We start from the raw sequence: 15,984 nt of genomic DNA, 5'->3' as shown, positions 1-15,984 counted from the left end.
GAGGCTCATCGCGCGTTCGCGGCTCCAGAGAGGAAGGTGGTTTCAACCGCCTGAGTTGCTCCGGCGGCTTTGACGGTGAAGGTGGCCGGCATGTTGGCCTGAGGCAGGGCCTCGCGCGGCGCGGTCACAAACACTCTGACGGTCCGGACCTGGTTCGGCTCGACGACCAAGGTTGCCGGGCCTTGGGTGATCTCGACCCCGGGCGTCTTGATCTGCACGCCGGTGACGCCGCTGAAGGCGACCTGGGCGGTCATCGGTTCGAACGTCCGATTGGCGATCTTCAAGGTGTAGCCATTGCGGACATCCCCATCCTGCATCCGCACAAAGGTCGGATTGCGATCGCGCAGGACGTGAACGTCAATTGGACTGCGGGTCGACAGGCCCCACAGGGTCAGGCCGCCGACCAGGGCCAGGGCACCGGCATAGTAAAGCGTGCGCGGCCGAACCAGCTTGTAGGTCGGCGTCTCCCCACAGGCCCGGGCGGCCACGGCGGAGTCGGTGTCGTAGGCGATCAGGCCCTTGGGCTTGTCGATCTTGACCATGATCTCGTCACAGGCGTCGACGCAGAGACCGCAGTTGATGCACTCCAGCTGGGAGCCGTTGCGGATGTCGATGCCCATGGGGCAGACCACGACGCAGGCGTTGCAGTCGATGCAGTCGCCGCGGCCTTCCCAGGTGGCCCCCTTCTTATGCGGCCCCCGGGGCTCGCCCCGGTCAAAGCGGTAGGTGACCTGCAGCGAGTGCTGGTCGAGCATGGCACCCTGGATCCGCGGCCAGGGGCACATATAGATGCAGACCTGCTCGCGCATGGTCCCGGCCAGGATGTAGGTGGTGAAGGTCAGGATGGCGCAGGAGACATAGGCGGTCATGGGCGCCTGACCGATCCAGAAGCCCCGCAGCAGGCTCGGGGCGTCATGGAAATAGAAGATCCAGGCACCGCCCGTGCCAAAGGCCACCGCCAGCCACGTCGCGTGCTTGCCCCCCTTGCGCCAGGCCTTGTTCACCGACATGGGCGCGGCGTCGAGCTTCATGCGGGCATTGCGGTCGCCCTCGAACATCCGCTCGATATAGATGTAGAGGTCAGTCCAGACCGTCTGCGGACAGGCATAGCCGCACCACAGCCGGCCAAACAGGGCCGAGGTCAGGAACAGGGCCAGCGCTGCGATCACCAGCAGGCCGGTGATGAAGTAGACCTCCTGAGGCCAGAGCTGGATGAAGAAGAAGTAGAACCGCCGCCCGGCGAAATCGACGAGCACTGCCTGGTCCGGCAGGTCGCCGGGGCGATCCCAACGGATCCAGGGAGTGATGTAGTAGACGGCCAGGGTGAGGACCAGCAGGAGCCACTTGATGTTCCTCCAGCGGCCCTGGACCAGCTTGGGGTAGATCTGCGCGCGGGGCTTATAAAGTCCGCCGCCGGCGTCGCCCTGGCCCCGCGCCCGCGCGGCGGCGGACTTCGGCCCCTTGGGGGCCGGGTCGCCTTCCGGGGGTTTGGTGCGATCGATGACGACGGTCATGGGGGCTCCTAGCGTCCGCCGGCATTGGCATGGACGTAGACGGCCAGGGCCTTGAGCGTCTCATCGTCAAAGCGTCCCGCCCAGGCAGGCATGACGCCATTGCGGCCGGCCCAGATCTGGGTGCGGATCTCCTCGCGGGAGTCGCCATAAAGCCACTCGGCGTCCGTCAGGTTCGGCGCACCCTGGGCGGGATCGCCAAGGCCGGTGACCCCATGACAGGAGACGCACTGCTCGGCGTAGATCGGACGCGCCCGATCTGCGGCGGCTCGGTCGCCATCCTGACCCGACATGACGAGGACCAGGTCGGTCAGATCGTTGATCTGGGCTGAGGTCAGGAGCTGGTCACGGCCAAAGGCGGGCATCTGGGAGAAGCGCGCGCCCGGTTCCCCAGAGCGGATTCCCACCTGCAGGGTGTGATGGATTCCATCCAGGCTGCCGTCCCAGAGCCAGATGTCATCCAGCAGGTTGGGATAACCCTTGGCCCCACCCCCGCCGACGCCATGGCAGGTGGCGCAGTTGTCGCCGAACACCGACTGACCCACGGCCATGGCGTACTGCTGGAGCGCGGGATCGGCTTCGATTTCCTGCAGGGTGGCATTGGTCAGGCGAGCGGCACCTTCGCCGCGGACCTCCCGCAGGGTCTCCAGTTGCTGGGCCACCTGGGCCCGGTCGGAATGACCCCTGATGCCCTTGGTGTAGCCGTTGATCCCCGGCCAGGCCGGCATCAGCACCCAATAGACGAGGGCGAAAGCCACGCTGGCGTAAAACACCCAGAGCCACCAGCGCGGCAGGGGGTTGTCGAGTTCCTTGATGCCATCCCATTCATGGCCCGTGGTCTCGACGCCCGTGATCTCGTCGGTCTCACGCTTGGACATTGTCGTCCTCATCCTTTTCGAGGGGCAGCATCGCGGCGCGGCGGAAAACCTCGCCATTTCGGGGCCATAGGGCGTAGGCCACGGCGACGGCGAAGATCGCGGCGAAGTAGAGGGTGCCGCCCTGCTGGGCGAACCGCGCTACTGTTTCATAGGACAGGGCGCTCATCGCAGGTTCTCCGGGGCTTCGGCCTGATAGGTGGAGAAGTCGACGAGGGTGCCGAGCATCTGCATGTAGGCGATCAGGGCGTCCATTTCGGTCAGTCGGCTGGGGTCGCCGTCGAAGTCCCGCTGCAGGACCGCATCGCCATACCGGCCCTTGAAGTCACGGGCTGGGGCGAAGGGATCGGCCTGGGTCTGCAGGTCGGTCTTGGCGTTGTCGATCATGTCCTGGGTGTAGGGGACGCCCACCTTGGTCATGGCCCAGAGCTTGGCCTCGATGTCCTTCTGCTCCAGCTGACGACCGGCCAGGAAGGCGTAGGGCGGCATGACCGACTCCGGCACCACAGAGCGCGGATCGATCAGGTGATCACGATGCCAGTCGTCAGAGTACTTGCCCCCCACCCGGGCGAGGTCTGGCCCCGTGCGCTTGGATCCCCATTGGAAGGGGTGGTCGTACATGCTCTCGGCGGCGAGGCTGTAGTGCCCGTAGCGCTCCACCTCGTCGCGCAGCGGCCGGATCATCTGCGAGTGGCAGTTGTAGCATCCCTCGCGGATGTAGATGTCCCGGCCCGCCAGCTCGAGGGGGGTGTAGGGACGAACGCCCTTCACCTTCTCGATGGTGCTCTCCAGGTAGAAGAGCGGAGCGATCTCCACCAGGCCGCCCACCGAGACCACCACAAGAATGGAGACGGTCAGGAGGAGGGATTTGCGTTCCAGAACGCCGTGTTTTTTCCAGATGTTTTTCACCAGAACCCCCTTACTCGGCCGGTATCAGCGCAGGGGCGGGGGTCGCTGCCGCCGAGGCAGGGCTCGGCAGGCGGACCGTTCGCCACAGGTTGTAGGACATGATCAGGGCGCCAGCGAGGTACATGAGGCCACCCACCATGCGGATGACGTTCTCCACGTGCTTGGCCGCCACGGTTTCGACGAAGGAGTTGGCGAGGAAGCCTTGGGGCGTGTATTCGCGCCACATCAGGCCTTCCATGATGCCGGAAACCCACATGGCGCAGATGTAGAGAAGGATGCCGGTGGTCGCGATCCAGAAGTGCCACTCCACCAGCTGGTTCGAATACAGTCGGTCTTTCTTCCACAGCCACGGCACGAGGCAGTAAATCGCCCCGAAGCTGATGAAGCCGACCCAGCCCAGGGCGCCAGAATGCACGTGGCCAATGGTCCAGTCCGTATAGTGGGACAGGGAGTTGACCGCCCGGATCGACATGAGCGGACCCTCGAAGGTCGACATGCCGTAGAAGGCGATGGCCACCACCATCATCCGGATCACGGGATCGGTGCGCAGCTTGTCCCAGGCGCCCGAGAGCGTCATCAGGCCGTTGATCATGCCCCCCCAGGACGGCATCCAGAGCATGATCGAGAAGGTCATGCCGAGCGTCTGGGTCCACTGCGGCAGAGCCGTGTAATGGAGGTGGTGCGGGCCCGCCCAGATGTAGATGAAGATCAGCGACCAGAAGTGGACGATGGAGAGGCGGTACGAATAGACCGGCCGCTCCGCGCGCTTGGGCACGAAGTAGTACATCATCCCCAGGAAGCCTGCGGTCAGGAAGAAGCCCACCGCATTGTGGCCGTACCACCACTGGGTCAGGGCGTCCTGGACACCGGCAAACAGGGAGTAGCTGCGGTGATGCAGGGCCCCGACCGGCATGGCCAGGTTGTTGATCACATGCAGGAGGGCGATGGTGACGATGAAGGCCAGATAGAACCAGTTGGCCACATAGATGTGGGGCTCTTTGCGCTTCCAGAGCGTGCCGAGGAACACCAGCAGATAGGCGACCCAGACAATTGTCAGCCACAGATCCACATACCATTCCGGCTCAGCATATTCGCGGCTCTGGGTGATGCCGGCCAGGTAGCCCGTGGCGGCCAGAACGATGAACAGCTGGTAGCCCCAGAAGACGAACCAGGGCCAGGCACCACCGGCCAGGCGGGCCTTGCTGGTCCGCTGCACCACATAGAATGAGGTGGCGATCAGGGCGTTGCCGCCGAACGCGAAGATCACACCAGAGGTGTGAAGGGGGCGCAGACGCCCGAAGTTCAGCCAGCCGTGCTCGGGGAAATACATGATGCTGGGCCAGGCCAGCTGGGCGGCGATCACCACCCCCACCAAGAGGCCGACGACCGCCCAGAACATGGTGGCGATCACCCCGGCGCGGATCACCCCGTCGGCATAACGCTCCTGGGCGCTGTGCAGCCGCCCAGAACTCAAGGCGACGGTCATCAGTGCAAAGGCGACCGTGAAGGCGCCGATCAGCAGATAACCATGGAAGCGGAACAGACGATCATCTGAAAACGCCGTCGCAAATATCGCCCCGAGGGCTGCGAGCCCCACAAAGACGTAGAGCAGGATGGCGTCCAGGGGCGCTCGATCCGGCTCGGTGATTGAATGATTCATTTTCCCCAGCGACTCGGTGCGAAAGACCGATCACCTCTGACCCGCCCGGGTTCCATGGGCTTTGATCCATCTCAAGGCCCCGGCGTTCAGGGCTGGCGATCAAGGGGCAAAGAGGAGTCTGTTCATGCGTGCGTCCTTCCTGACCCAAGGCGAAACCCGGAGCATCGCAGGCGTTTCGGCCTGGGTCGCCGCAGCGCTCAGCGCCGAATACGCCTGGCTGCATGCCCGCTCGACCGCCGCGCTCTATGGCGCCATCTGCGGTGAGGGGCCGGTGCTCCACTGCGCCGCCTGCTATGCTGCACCCCTGTTCGCCCTGGCCGGCGCGGTGCTTTTGGTGCCGGAAGGCCTTCGCAGGCTAAGGGGCAGGACCGCGCGCTAGCCCGAGCGGTGACCTTCGGGGGTGGCCCCTGACCGCATGTTCGGGTTTTGTTCTTGACGATCTCAGGCAGTTTCATGCATAACTAAGCATGCCTGACCCGGCCCATGATTCGAGCGCGTTCCAGGCGTGTGAAATCATTGAGGAGATGGTGGAGGCGGCTGCCGATGTTTTTTGGCGGTCAGGCTTTTCCCGCTACGACTCGTCGCGCGCTGACTTCATGCTTGTTCGTGAGATGTTGGAGGCCGTCGTTCGTCGTGCTGTTCCATAGCCCACTCAACGCCGAACAGGTCATCGGTCACAAGGCGCTTAAAGTTGTCTTCAATTGCGAGCAGGTCTGCTGCTGCAAGTTTTGATCGCAGCTTTCCAGTGTATCGCTCGTGCGATGAAATTTTGTATAGGTCTATATCAAGGAAGGTTCGAGAGCCCTTCTTTCGCCGTCGATCATATGTGCAAGCCGAGTGTGCGATTTTATTTCTTATCTCGGCTTTTCCTGGCAGCTTATTGTAGACTGTTCGCCACACCCCTTCAACGGGCGTTCCAGCGTATCGTACCGTCATTGCGGCGTGCGTCATTTGCAGTTTGGCGTGAAACGAGTTCACGGCAAAAAATGCGGCGGCGGTGGCGTCTCTGTTGGGGCAGCCAAGGCTGCGCCAAAAGACCGCGCCAAGCGCCCATTCAACGGATGCCCAGCGGGTTAGCGCGCGACCTAGAGCTTCGGCGAAAAGAGAGTACTCAGACTCCTGTTGGGCAATCAGATCTGCGACATTTTTGGACATGACCGATAACGCCTCTAATAACGACAAGCGGGAAGACGCAGACGCGTAGTTTCAGCGCGTCCTCGGCAACCTGGTGAACATGCCCCACAAGGAGCATCCGAAGCCCGAGCCGGGCCGGAAGAGGGGGCGTCCGATTGGGGCGGAAAAGGACGCGGGCGGAAGCCCGCGCCTAGTAGGGATCGTTAAAGCTTTACCGATTAGCGTTCCACGCCGCGATGAAGCTGGCGCTTTCCACTAGGAGATTGCGGAATGACGCATCTACGGCTTCCAGAACGATCACCTGATCGTTCCGATTCAGAAGCGCGTCAATTTCACGGAACAGATCGGCGCGAGAGCCCGACCAGCCAACGTACCAAACCGTTTCGAGAATCCGGGCACGCGTTGCCCCAAGTCGCTCCAGCAGAGCATCGACTTCCTGGTGCGACGGGTTAGGCCCGTTCAGGTCATAGCTGACGATAAAGTTTGCCACTTTCGAAAACCCTTTCGGTTTTGAAGTGGCCGCTCATCCAAATCTAATTTCGAAAACCAAAATGTTGTCTGGAGTTTCGAAACTTGGTAGAACCATGTTGTTAACGCGATCTGGCTGAGCGGCCGGGTTGAGAATAAGCCCAGCAGCGTTGGCGCGTTGCTGGGCCTTTTCATTGTATCGCGGTCCCGCTGATTCTCTTCCAGCCTTCCATGCGTCAGGTTGACGCACCCCTGCGCTTGTTAAGGATGCGGTTAGCCTTCTGCCTAAGCGTGCGCGGCTTCACCAATCCGCCGATAAGTCGGGCGCTTAACGCCAACCCGCGCAGGGCTTCGTTGGTGCGGGCTTCGTCTTCGATCCCGAGACCAGAGGGGTTGGAGTAGCGGAAATCGAACTTCGCGCGATGGCGGCTTGATGAGCTCCGACATGGTCGAATGCGGAACCATTCCAGTGTATACGGCCCGTGTCCTCACGCGTTCCGAAGCCGGAAACCCTAGCCCCTTGTCTTTGCCGCCCGCCGTCCCATCCCATCGCTTCTCCGTCGCCCCCATGATGGACTGGACGGACCGGCATTGCCGGAGCCTGCACCGTGTGCTGTCCAAGCAGGCGCTGCTCTATACCGAGATGGTGACGACGGGGGCGGTGCTGCATGGGGACCGGGAGCGCCTGCTGGGCTATGACGCGGGTGAGCATCCCGTGGCCCTGCAGCTGGGCGGGTCTGACCCGGCCGATCTGGCTGCGGCGGCCAGGATTGGCGCTGACCTTGGCTATGACGAGATCAACCTCAATGTCGGCTGCCCGTCTGACCGGGTGCAGAGCGGCCGGTTCGGAGCCTGTCTGATGCGCGAACCGGCCCTGGTGGCCGAGTGCATGGCCGCCATCGGGGCGGCGGTGGCGGTGCCTGCCACCGTGAAGTGCCGCATCGGCGTCGACGACCAGGATCCCGAGGAAAGTCTGTTCACCCTCGTCGATCTCTGCGCCCAGGCCGGGGTGCGCAGCTTCGTGGTCCATGCCCGCAAGGCCTGGCTGAAAGGGCTGTCGCCCAAGGAGAACCGGGATGTACCGCCCCTGGACTATGAGCTCGTTTACCGCCTGAAGCGTGAGCGCCCGGACCTGACCATCGTCCTCAATGGAGGCGTGCCTGATCTGCCGGCGGCAGCGTCACATCTTGAGCAGGTGGACGGGGTGATGCTGGGTCGGGCCGCCTATCATACCCCGGAGATCCTGGGCGCCGTGGATTCTCTGGTGTTCGGCGGCGGCGATATCATCGACTCCGCTACGGCTGTCGCGCTCTACCGGCCCTATCTCGCCGCCCGGCTGGAGGAGGGAACCCCCCTCGCAGCCATGAGCCGGCACATGCTGGGCCTGTTCCATGGTCGCCCCGGCGCCCGAGCCTGGCGGCGTATTCTCACCGTCGAAGGGGTAAAGCCCGGCGCAGGGCTTGAGGTGGTGGACGCCGCCCTTGCGGCAGTGGTCCAGGCCATGGCCGAGCGCGAGGCGAGGGCCGCCGCCTGAGATCGGTCGATCAGGTTCAGAGCCTTGAGAGATCATCCAGGGTCATGAATGCGGCGGCGGGCCCGTAGCTGGCCACCTTGGCCGCAAGATCTTGGGAGATCGGGCTGGGCGGGATCCAGCCCAGGCGCCGCCAAAACTCGCCCGCCCCCTCCACAGCCACCAGCTCTGACCGGCGCAGCCCCAGGGCCATCGCCCTGTCGCGGCCCTGCCTCAGCAGGCGAAGGCCCAGGCCAAGCCCCCGGGCGCTGTCCGCCACCGATAGGTCATGGACATACCAGCAGGCCGCAAGATCAGGCGGCGTCAATCTGGCGTCCACCGGGGGCGGTGCCCCAGCGTCCCAGGGGTGGCTGACCAGATAGCCCGCCAGCCCGTCCCCCAGATAGGCCACCAGGTTGAGGTCTGGCGCCAGGGCCATGCGGCTCAGAAAAGCGTCTGCGGAATCATGGAGCGCCGGGGGGTAGCCGTTCGCCTGGAGGGCCAGGACGGCGTCGAGATCCTGCGGCGTCATCGGACGCAGGTCGACAGGGGCCATCAGGGGCGCAGGATCATCGAGGTGCGGGTCGCCTCAAACTTGCTGAGCCGGCCCAGATAGCTCATCCCCAGCAGGGAGGTGTCCAGGCCGCTCTCGATAACCATGGCCTCTACATTGGTGACCTTGGCCCCGGCTACCGAAACGGCGGCAAGCTGCACGACGGCGGCACGGGCCTCGCCCGAGGCGGTCATCACCTTCTGACGATAGTCCAGTTCAGCAGGGTCAAACCCCAGGCGTCTGGCATCGTCCAAAGTCAGAGCCACAGCGGTGGCGCCAGTGTCCACCAGCAGACGCACCCGCGCCCCGTTGACGTCCGCATCGGCCCAATAGTGCCCATCGCTGGCCTTGCTGATCGCCGCAGCCTGTCCCACCTCGGTCGGTGGGGGCGCATGGCGAAGGGTCGCCACCAAGGCCGAGGCCCCCCGGGCTGGGTCAAACGCCACCACGGTCTGCGCCGCGCCCACAGCGGACACGGCAGCGACAAGGGTCAGCATCGCAAACTTGAGCATCTCGAAACCCGCCTCACCAAAGGCATAACGGCCATTTGTGGCCTTGTTGTCAGGCCAGCTTTAAGGCGTGCGGGTTTGCATCCGGTGAATCAGTCCTGGGGCACCAGGATTCAGAACATGGCGAGCTTTTCCGGCGCGATCCGACCGCGTCGGTCCGGGAGTTCAGCCATCAGGCTTTCCCGGGCCTCTTCAGACAGACGCCCCCAGCCCGCGACCTCCGGCAGGGATCGGAAACACCCCATGCAAAGGCCGCTGGTCCCATCGATTACGCAGACCTTGATGCATGGCGTCTTGATGGGGGGCGGGGGCGTCTCAGTCATGATCGGCAGACTAGGGGGAATGCGGCGGCTTCGCAAAGGGCGCTCAGTCAGCGCGTTCATCGATCACTGTTATTGAAAAATGTAGACACTATACAGATTACGGATACGTAATGTTCCATTCGATTCATTTCAAAAGGTTCATTTGATAGTATTCGGTGAGTCCGGCAGTCTCCTGTCATTGAATTCAAGGGAGAAACGCTATGAAGTTTGTTGCCATTGTTGCCGGCATCGCCGTGATCGCTGCTGCGGGCTCGGCCAGTGCGCTGGAAATCAACGATATGGAGTATCTGACTGCCGTTCGCTGCCACGCCCTGGCGGGCTCACCGCTGATCGGGGCCGATACCGCAGCGATCGACGCCCTGGTGAGAGACCAGCGCCATGGTCGCAGCCCCTATGTCCAGGACCGCGCCAAGTCCGAGCGCAGCCGCGCCGCCAGACAAGCGCGATCGTCTGATGAGTCGGTCCGCACCCAGGTTCGCCAGGAAGTCGCCGGTGCCTGCCAGGTCTGGCTCGGTGGGGAGGAAAGCCTCCTGAACGCCCGCGCCCAGGCTGCTCCGTCCAGCTGATCGGGTCCTCGAGCTGTCGCCAGCCTTACGGGCGCGCCTCCCCCTGGCGCGCCCGTCTTTTTATCCCCTTCATTGAAACCCCAACTGGCCTGCGCGCCTTCTTGCTCTGGCGCGCTCCGCCGTGCATGACCTTGAGGCGATGAGCATTCTGACCCCAGGCAACACCTGCTGGCGGCTTGAACATGCCGCGCGGGTGGCGTTCCTCGTGGACACCGAGGCCTATTTCAACGCCCTGGCCGAGATCCTGCCCAAGGCGCAGAGATCGATCTATCTGCTGGGATGGAGCTTTGACCCCCGCACCCGCCTCAAGCCCGATGGGTTCGATGGTCCTGACGACCCCGATGAAATCGGCCAGATTCTGGTGGCGCTGTCCCGGCGGCGGCCTGAGCTGGATATCCGGCTGCTGATCTGGAAGTCAGCCCTGCCGATCAGCGCCAGCCAGAACTTCTTTCCCCATCGGGGACGTCGATGGTTTCGCAACACCACGGTCCAACTGCGCCTGGACGAGTCTGTGCCCTTGGGGGCCTGTCATCATCAGAAGGTGCTGATTGTCGATGACGCGGTGGCTATCTGTGGCGGTGGAGACATCTCCGTCGACCGATGGGATACGGCGGCCCATCTGGATGATGATGAGCGTCGGATCATGCCCGATCAGGACTATCACCCCCCTCGGCACGAGGTGATGATGATGGTGGACGGGGCGGCGGCCAGTGCCCTGGGAGACCTGTTCCGCATCCGCTGGCGCAGGTCGGCAGACGAGGTGGTGCCAAAGGCGATCCCCGTCTCCTCCGACCCCTGGCCCATGCGGGTGCCGGCCCACTTGCACAATGTCCAGGTGGGGATCGCCAGGACCGAGCCGGCCTGGAAGCGCGACGAGATGGTGGAGGAGATCCGCCGCCTGACCCTGATGTCGATCTTTGAGGCCAAGGATCTGATTTATCTCGAAAATCAGTACTTCACGTCGCCCATCTACACCGAAGCCCTGGCCACCCGGCTCGGCGAGCCTGACGGGCCAGAGGTGGTCCTGGTCTCCACAGGCTACAGCCCGAGCTGGTTTGACCAACTGACCATGGACAGGGCCCGAAACAACATGCTTGCGCGGCTCCAGGCCGCTGATGTCTTCGGTCGGCTGCACACCTACTGGCCGGTCACCCGTGCTGGCCAGGAAGTGATCGTGCACTCCAAGGTGACGATCATCGATGACCGCTTCGCCCGGGTGGGATCTGCCAATCTCAACAATCGCTCCGGCGGCTTTGACACGGAGTGCGAACTGGCTGTGGAGGCGAGGACGCCAGAGGATCACATGGCCATCAGCGCCCTGCGCGATCGCCTGATTGGTCACTTTATCGGCTGTACCGGGGATGCCGTCGGCAAGGCCCGAGAAGAGCACGGTGGCCTGGGCGGCGCCATTGAAGCCCTCGACCTTGATCATAGACTTCGCCGGCTTGGCCCTCGCAAAATGAGCACCCCCGGGGAAATGATCGCGGCCTTCCACATTGGCGACCCCGCGGACGTTGCGGATTCCTGGCGCGTGTTTCGCCGGCGTGAGCGTCTCTATGCGGCCTCACGGCGGCTCAGTGAGGCCTTGGCCGTAGGGCGTCGGCGCGCCCTTCAGGACAGCTCAAAATCCATCACCAGCGGCAAGTGATCCGACGCCAGGCGGGTTAGCCGGTCATAGGGCGCGAAAACGTCCAGGACCTTCACGTCATCACTGACAAACACGTGGTCGATCCGCAGCACCGGCAGGATCGAAGGGAAGGTCGCTGATCGGGATTGCTTCAGCGTACATCGCCTTGCTGGCTGAAGCGTTCTGGCCAAGGTCCGGAAGACCTCCGACCCTGAGGTGACGTTGAAATCCCCCAGCAGAATGGTCGGACCTGATCGGTCTGGGTGGCCCAGCCATTCCGGGCCCACCAAGGCATCGGCCTGATTTCTCTGCTCCCGAGGCACCAGACCCAGATGGGTGTTGAACACCTGGACCTCGCGGCCATCCACATCAATCGAGACCCAGAGGGCGCCCCTGGGTTCCAGCTGTGAGACTCGCTCATGGCCGGGCAAGGCGGCGGACTTGATCTTGCGCTCCGGGTACCGGGTCAGGATGGCATCGCCATAGAGCTCTTCCTCCACCTTCATGGCGGGGTGAAAATGGAAGGCCATTTCCAGGCGGCGGGCGATCTCATGGGCCTGGTCGACCCCGTTGGTCCGCATCCGCCCGACGTCCAGCTCTTGTAAGGCGACAATGTCGGGTTCAAGCGCGGCAATGACATCAGCCACCCGCGCCACGTCCAGACGTCGGTCAGCGCCGACACAGCGATGGACATTGTAGGTGAGGATGCGCGGCATGGATGAGGTGTTCTGCGCGCCGGCGCCGGCACAGGCAAGGGGGGGCGACCGTGTGGACCAGCCCAGTTGATTACGTTGACGTTAGCGTCATCTTTTCTCCAGCGCCCGGGACGCCTATTGTTCACCTCGAGCGTCGGCGACAGTCTCGTCGACCCAGGAGCAGCCAGGGAGCGCCCCATGAATCTTGATTTCTCCCCCGAGGACGTCGCCTTCCGCGAGGAAGTGCGGACCTTCATCGCCGAGAATTATCCCAAGGACCTGCGCGCCAAGCAGGACAGCGGCGAACCGCTGAGCAAGGACGACTATCTGGCCTGGCACAAGGTGCTGGCCAAGAAGGGCTGGGTCGCCCCGTCCTGGCCCGTCGAACATGGCGGCACTGGCTGGACCCCGACCCAGAAATACATCTGGTCTGAGGAACAGGCCCGGGCGGACACCCTGGCCGTCCTGCCCTTCGGTGTGAACATGCTGGCACCGGTGGTCTATACCTTTGGCACCGAAGAGCAGAAGAAGACCTTCCTGCCTGGCATCTACAACGGCGAAGTCTGGTGGTGTCAGGGCTATTCCGAGCCGGGTGCCGGTTCGGATCTGGCCTCCCTGAAGACCAAGGCCGAGCGCATCACTGGCGACGACGGCAAGGAATACTACATCGTCAACGGCCAGAAGACCTGGACCACCCTGGGCCAGTTCGCCGACTGGGGTTTCTTCCTGGTCCGCACCGATCCTGACGCCAAGCCCCAGGCGGGCATCAGCTTCCTGCTCATCGACATGAAGAGCCCGGGCATTGAAGTGCGCCCGATCATCACCCTTGAGGGCGGGCACGAGGTTAACGACGTGTTCCTCGACAATGTGAAGGTGCCGGTCGAGAACCGTATCTTCCACGAAAACCAGGGCTGGACCTGCGCCAAGGCCCTGCTGGCCCATGAACGCTCCGGCATTGCCGGGGTTGCCCGGTCCAAGCGCGGCCTCGAGCGTCTGCGCGAGATGGCGACCACCGAGCTCTCCGACCTGGGTGGCCCCTTGCTGGCCGACGCTTTCTTCAAGCGCAAGGTGGCCGAGCTGGAGATCGATCTCACGGCGCTGGAATACACTGAGCTGCGCACCCTGGCCGGTGAGTCCAGCGGCAAGGGCCCTGGCCCGGAATCCTCGATCCTCAAGATCAAGGGCACCGAGATCCAGCAGCGCTTGCAGGAACTGGCCCTGGAAGCTGCTGGTCACTATGGCGCGCCCTTCCTGCATAACCTGGGTCACAACGCCAATATCGGTCCGAGCTATGCTGACGGTGTGGCGGGCGACTATTTCAACGGTCGCAAGACCTCGATCTATGGCGGCTCCAACGAAATCCAGCGCAACATCATCGCCAAGATGGTGCTGGGCCTTTGAGCTGAACACCGAAGACACCCCTCCCCCTGGCGGGGAGGGGCTTTTCTTCTCTGCGCCATTTCCGAGTTTCCAAGCCTGCCCCAATGCGGACAGGTTCTGAAGAGGACCCCCCATGGACTTCAGCTTTACCGACGAACAGTCGATGCTGCGCGACACGGTCGCCAGCTATCTGGCTGACCACTACGCCTTCGACGCCCGCCGCGCGGCGATCCGGAGCGAGGCCGGCTGGCGGCCTGAGGTCTGGAAGGCCTTCGCCGAAGAGCTCGGCATCCTCGGTGCCCCGTTCTCCGAGGACCTGGGCGGCCTGGGCGGCGGCCCGGTCGAAAACATGGTCGTCATGGAGGAGTTCGGCAAAGCCCTGGTCATCGAGCCCTATATGGGCACGGTGGTGATCGGCGGCGGCTTCCTCAAGCATTCTGGCCATGCTGCAGCACCTGACCTGATCGAGAAGATCATCGGTGGCGAGGCGATCTTCGCCTTTGCCTATGCCGAGCCCCAGGCCCGCTACACCTGGCAGGACCTGAAGACCACGGCGACCAAGGACGGCACGGGCTATGTGATCAACGGCCAGAAGGCCGTGGTCATTGGTGCGCCCTATGCCACCCACCTGATCGTCACCGCCCGCACCGGCGGCGGTCAGCGCGATGCGCAAGGGGTCTCGGTGTTCCTGGTGGACAAGAACGCCAAGGGCGTCACCACCCGGGACTATCCCACCGTGGATGGCCAGCGGGCGTCTGAAATCACCTTCGAGAACGTCTCGGTGGGCGTTGAGGCCTTGATCGGCCCCGAAGGCCACGGCCTGCCGCTCGTGGACAAGGTGATGGATGAGGCGATCGCTGCCACCTGCGCCGAGGCCTGTGGCGTCCTGCGCCGCCTGCAGGAAGGCACGGTGGAATACACCCGCACCCGCAAGCAGTTCGGGGTTCCGATCTCGTCGTTCCAGGTGCTGCAGCACCGCATGGTCGACATGTTCATCCAGCTCGAACAGTCCATCTCCATGACCTACATGGCCACCATCCGCCTGTCGGATGAGGCGCCTGCAAGGGCCCAGGCGATTTCGGCCGCAAAGGTGCAGATCGGTAAGGCCTGCCGCTTCGTTGGCCAGAACGCCGTCCAGTTGCATGGCGGCATGGCGATCACCGACGAGATGGCCATCGGCCACTACTTCAAGCGCGCCACCATGATCGAAGGGGTGTTCGGCTCCACCGACCATCATCTGGCCCGCTATGAGGCCCTGTCCTTCGGCAAGGCCGCCTGAAGGTGAACGGCCGCGCGCCGCCCGGCTCACCCCTGGGCGGCGCGCATTCGCCTTGCCATGCGCCTTCGAAGCGCGCTTAAGGCCACGGCATGGCCCTGCGTGATTTCGCCCTGATCGTCCTCATCTGTCTCATATGGGCGACCAACAACATCGTCTCGAAGTATGTGGTGGCCGATCTGGCTGTGCCGCCGCTGTTTTACGCCGCCGTGCGCTTTGCCCTGGTCGGGCTCATCACCCTGCCTTGGCTGTTGCCCATGCCGCGCCCCCGTTGGCGATTGCTGGTGGTGGCCCTGTTGATGGGGGGCGGCAACTTTGCCCTGCTGTTCATTGGCCTGCAGACGGCCACCGCCTCGGCGGCCGCCGTGGTTATCCAGCTGGGCGTCCCGATCACCACCTTGCTCTCCATGCTGATGCTCGGGGAAAAGGTGCGGTGGCGCCGGGGCATCGGCATCTCGCTAACGCTCTCCGGCGCGCTGCTGGTCATGTGGGATCCCGGCGGGTTTGTAGTCTCAAGCGGCCTGCTGTTTGTGGTTGCCGCCGCCTTCCTGGGCTCGCTGGGTGCGGTGATGATGAAGCAGATGGACGGGGTGCGCCCCCTTCAATTCCAGGCCTGGGTCGGCTTTGCGTCCTTCTGGCCCCTGGCGGGGCTATCGCTGTGGCTGGAGCCCGGGCAGGTCCAGGCGGGCATGGCCGGGGGCTGGCCCTTCGTCATTGCCGTGGTGTTCTCAGCCGTCATCGTCTCGGTGGCCGCCCACACCGCCTATTACGGCCTGATCCAGCGTTATGAGGCCAATCTGATCTCGCCTCTGACCCTGATGACGCCTCTGGCCACCATTGCCCTGGGGGTGCTGATCATGAGCGACCCCTTCGGACCTCGCATGGCCATCGGCACGGCGGTGGCGCTGGCTGGGGTGCTGATTATCGCGCTGCGGCCCAATCAGGTCGCCCCCCTCTTGCTCGCCTGGCGAAATCGCGCCGAATAGGG

The 15,984-nt window shown here is 63.7% G+C and carries 18 protein-coding genes; 7 read left to right on the top strand and 11 right to left on the bottom strand.

Features of this window, described 5'->3' with window-relative positions; genetic code table 11:
- Nucleotides 1-5: 5 nt before the first annotated feature.
- The 5 genes from ccoG to ccoN are packed head-to-tail and all read right to left on the bottom strand — an operon-like array spanning nucleotide 6 to nucleotide 4,781.
- Complete coding sequence (ccoG, locus tag MH112_RS01955; RefSeq protein ID WP_296563119.1) at nucleotides 6-1,514, bottom strand: cytochrome c oxidase accessory protein CcoG; 1,509 nt, start codon at nucleotides 1,512-1,514, stop codon at nucleotides 6-8.
- 8 nt (nucleotides 1,515-1,522) lie between these two features.
- A complete protein-coding gene (gene ccoP / locus MH112_RS01950) occupies nucleotides 1,523-2,389 on the bottom strand; it encodes a cytochrome-c oxidase, cbb3-type subunit III (protein ID WP_296563117.1) in 867 nt (288 codons plus the stop codon).
- On the bottom strand, nucleotides 2,376-2,555 hold the full coding sequence (locus tag MH112_RS01945) for a cbb3-type cytochrome c oxidase subunit 3 (RefSeq protein WP_296563115.1): 180 nt from the start codon (nucleotides 2,553-2,555) through the stop codon (nucleotides 2,376-2,378). Before MH112_RS01945 ends, ccoP begins: the two co-directional genes overlap by 14 nt.
- Nucleotides 2,552-3,286 (bottom strand): cytochrome-c oxidase, cbb3-type subunit II, encoded by a 735-nt coding sequence (gene ccoO / locus MH112_RS01940; protein ID WP_296563287.1) that lies wholly within the window; start codon nucleotides 3,284-3,286, stop codon nucleotides 2,552-2,554. The genes MH112_RS01945 and ccoO overlap by 4 nt, the downstream gene beginning before the upstream one ends.
- Before the next feature lie 19 nt (nucleotides 3,287-3,305).
- Complete coding sequence (gene ccoN / locus MH112_RS01935; RefSeq protein WP_296563284.1) at nucleotides 3,306-4,781, bottom strand: cytochrome-c oxidase, cbb3-type subunit I; 1,476 nt, start codon at nucleotides 4,779-4,781, stop codon at nucleotides 3,306-3,308.
- A 298-nt stretch (nucleotides 4,782-5,079) separates the two neighbouring features.
- Here ccoN and MH112_RS01930 point away from each other — a divergent pair, with 298 nt between their 5' ends.
- Complete coding sequence (locus MH112_RS01930; protein ID WP_296563113.1) at nucleotides 5,080-5,334, top strand: hypothetical protein; 255 nt, start codon at nucleotides 5,080-5,082, stop codon at nucleotides 5,332-5,334.
- A 215-nt stretch (nucleotides 5,335-5,549) separates the two neighbouring features.
- Here the strand turns inward: MH112_RS01930 and MH112_RS01925 are convergent, their stop codons facing one another.
- On the bottom strand, nucleotides 5,550-6,110 hold the full coding sequence (locus MH112_RS01925) for a hypothetical protein (protein WP_296563112.1): 561 nt from the start codon (nucleotides 6,108-6,110) through the stop codon (nucleotides 5,550-5,552).
- Nucleotides 6,111-6,300: 190 nt separating this feature from the next.
- A complete protein-coding gene (locus MH112_RS01920) occupies nucleotides 6,301-6,579 on the bottom strand; it encodes a hypothetical protein (RefSeq protein WP_296563110.1) in 279 nt (92 codons plus the stop codon).
- Nucleotides 6,580-7,077: 498 nt separating this feature from the next.
- On the opposite strand from MH112_RS01920, the gene dusA reads away from it, so the two are divergent.
- Entirely contained in the window at nucleotides 7,078-8,091 is a 1,014-nt protein-coding gene (gene dusA / locus MH112_RS01915) for a tRNA dihydrouridine(20/20a) synthase DusA (RefSeq protein ID WP_296563108.1), read from the top strand.
- Nucleotides 8,092-8,107: 16 nt separating this feature from the next.
- Here the strand turns inward: dusA and MH112_RS01910 are convergent, their stop codons facing one another.
- The 3 genes from MH112_RS01910 to MH112_RS01900 all read right to left on the bottom strand — a co-directional run bounded on the left by MH112_RS01910 (nucleotide 8,108) and on the right by MH112_RS01900 (nucleotide 9,452).
- A complete protein-coding gene (locus MH112_RS01910; protein WP_296563106.1) occupies nucleotides 8,108-8,623 on the bottom strand; it encodes a GNAT family N-acetyltransferase in 516 nt (171 codons plus the stop codon).
- Nucleotides 8,623-9,132, bottom strand: a complete 510-nt coding sequence (locus MH112_RS01905; RefSeq protein ID WP_296563104.1) for a TIGR02281 family clan AA aspartic protease — start codon at nucleotides 9,130-9,132, stop codon at nucleotides 8,623-8,625. Before MH112_RS01905 ends, MH112_RS01910 begins: the two co-directional genes overlap by 1 nt.
- 110 nt (nucleotides 9,133-9,242) lie before the next feature.
- Nucleotides 9,243-9,452: a DUF1289 domain-containing protein gene (locus MH112_RS01900; protein WP_296563102.1), complete on the bottom strand. Its 210-nt coding sequence runs from the start codon at nucleotides 9,450-9,452 to the stop codon at nucleotides 9,243-9,245.
- A 200-nt stretch (nucleotides 9,453-9,652) separates the two neighbouring features.
- Between MH112_RS01900 and MH112_RS01895 the strand changes: the two genes are divergently transcribed.
- The gene (locus MH112_RS01895; protein WP_296563099.1) at nucleotides 9,653-10,018 is read left to right on the top strand and encodes a hypothetical protein; all 366 of its coding nucleotides are present in this window, start codon (nucleotides 9,653-9,655) and stop codon (nucleotides 10,016-10,018) included.
- A gap of 139 nt (nucleotides 10,019-10,157) precedes the next feature.
- Complete coding sequence (locus MH112_RS01890; protein WP_296563096.1) at nucleotides 10,158-11,666, top strand: phospholipase D-like domain-containing protein; 1,509 nt, start codon at nucleotides 10,158-10,160, stop codon at nucleotides 11,664-11,666.
- Here the strand turns inward: MH112_RS01890 and MH112_RS01885 are convergent.
- A complete protein-coding gene (locus MH112_RS01885) occupies nucleotides 11,630-12,361 on the bottom strand; it encodes an endonuclease/exonuclease/phosphatase family protein (protein WP_296563094.1) in 732 nt (243 codons plus the stop codon). The two genes, MH112_RS01890 and MH112_RS01885, sit on opposite strands and share 37 nt — an antisense overlap.
- 177 nt (nucleotides 12,362-12,538) lie before the next feature.
- Between MH112_RS01885 and MH112_RS01880 the strand changes: the two genes are divergently transcribed.
- The 3 genes from MH112_RS01880 (at nucleotide 12,539) to MH112_RS01870 (ending at nucleotide 15,982) form a co-directional block, all read left to right on the top strand.
- Nucleotides 12,539-13,741: an acyl-CoA dehydrogenase family protein gene (locus MH112_RS01880; RefSeq protein WP_296563093.1), complete on the top strand. Its 1,203-nt coding sequence runs from the start codon at nucleotides 12,539-12,541 to the stop codon at nucleotides 13,739-13,741.
- A gap of 112 nt (nucleotides 13,742-13,853) precedes the next feature.
- Nucleotides 13,854-14,999 (top strand): acyl-CoA dehydrogenase family protein, encoded by a 1,146-nt coding sequence (locus MH112_RS01875; protein ID WP_296563091.1) that lies wholly within the window; start codon nucleotides 13,854-13,856, stop codon nucleotides 14,997-14,999.
- A gap of 89 nt (nucleotides 15,000-15,088) precedes the next feature.
- Nucleotides 15,089-15,982, top strand: coding sequence for a DMT family transporter (locus tag MH112_RS01870; protein ID WP_296563088.1), 894 nt, complete (start codon nucleotides 15,089-15,091; stop codon nucleotides 15,980-15,982).
- The last annotated feature ends 2 nt before the right edge of the window (nucleotides 15,983-15,984 follow it).

This window comes from Phenylobacterium sp. (assembly GCF_022402485.1).
GTDB lineage: Bacteria > Pseudomonadota > Alphaproteobacteria > Caulobacterales > Caulobacteraceae > Phenylobacterium.
The sequence above is the reverse complement of the archived record's forward strand: the minus strand, read 5'-3'. Positions and strand labels throughout refer to the sequence as shown.

Coding starts and splice junctions, on each gene's coding strand:
- ccoG (WP_296563119.1), bottom strand. CDS start 1,514: ATGACCGTCGTCATCGATCGCACCAAACCCCCGGAAGGCGACCCGGCC.
- ccoP (WP_296563117.1), bottom strand. CDS start 2,389: ATGTCCAAGCGTGAGACCGACGAGATCACGGGCGTCGAGACCACGGGC.
- MH112_RS01945 (WP_296563115.1), bottom strand. CDS start 2,555: ATGAGCGCCCTGTCCTATGAAACAGTAGCGCGGTTCGCCCAGCAGGGC.
- ccoN (WP_296563284.1), bottom strand. CDS start 4,781: ATGACCGTCGCCTTGAGTTCTGGGCGGCTGCACAGCGCCCAGGAGCGT.
- MH112_RS01930 (WP_296563113.1), top strand. CDS start 5,080: ATGCGTGCGTCCTTCCTGACCCAAGGCGAAACCCGGAGCATCGCAGGC.
- MH112_RS01925 (WP_296563112.1), bottom strand. CDS start 6,110: ATGTCCAAAAATGTCGCAGATCTGATTGCCCAACAGGAGTCTGAGTAC.
- MH112_RS01910 (WP_296563106.1), bottom strand. CDS start 8,623: ATGGCCCCTGTCGACCTGCGTCCGATGACGCCGCAGGATCTCGACGCC.
- MH112_RS01905 (WP_296563104.1), bottom strand. CDS start 9,132: ATGCTCAAGTTTGCGATGCTGACCCTTGTCGCTGCCGTGTCCGCTGTG.
- MH112_RS01900 (WP_296563102.1), bottom strand. CDS start 9,452: ATGACTGAGACGCCCCCGCCCCCCATCAAGACGCCATGCATCAAGGTC.
- MH112_RS01895 (WP_296563099.1), top strand. CDS start 9,653: ATGAAGTTTGTTGCCATTGTTGCCGGCATCGCCGTGATCGCTGCTGCG.
- MH112_RS01890 (WP_296563096.1), top strand. CDS start 10,158: ATGAGCATTCTGACCCCAGGCAACACCTGCTGGCGGCTTGAACATGCC.
- MH112_RS01885 (WP_296563094.1), bottom strand. CDS start 12,361: ATGCCGCGCATCCTCACCTACAATGTCCATCGCTGTGTCGGCGCTGAC.
- MH112_RS01880 (WP_296563093.1), top strand. CDS start 12,539: ATGAATCTTGATTTCTCCCCCGAGGACGTCGCCTTCCGCGAGGAAGTG.
- MH112_RS01875 (WP_296563091.1), top strand. CDS start 13,854: ATGGACTTCAGCTTTACCGACGAACAGTCGATGCTGCGCGACACGGTC.
- MH112_RS01870 (WP_296563088.1), top strand. CDS start 15,089: ATGGCCCTGCGTGATTTCGCCCTGATCGTCCTCATCTGTCTCATATGG.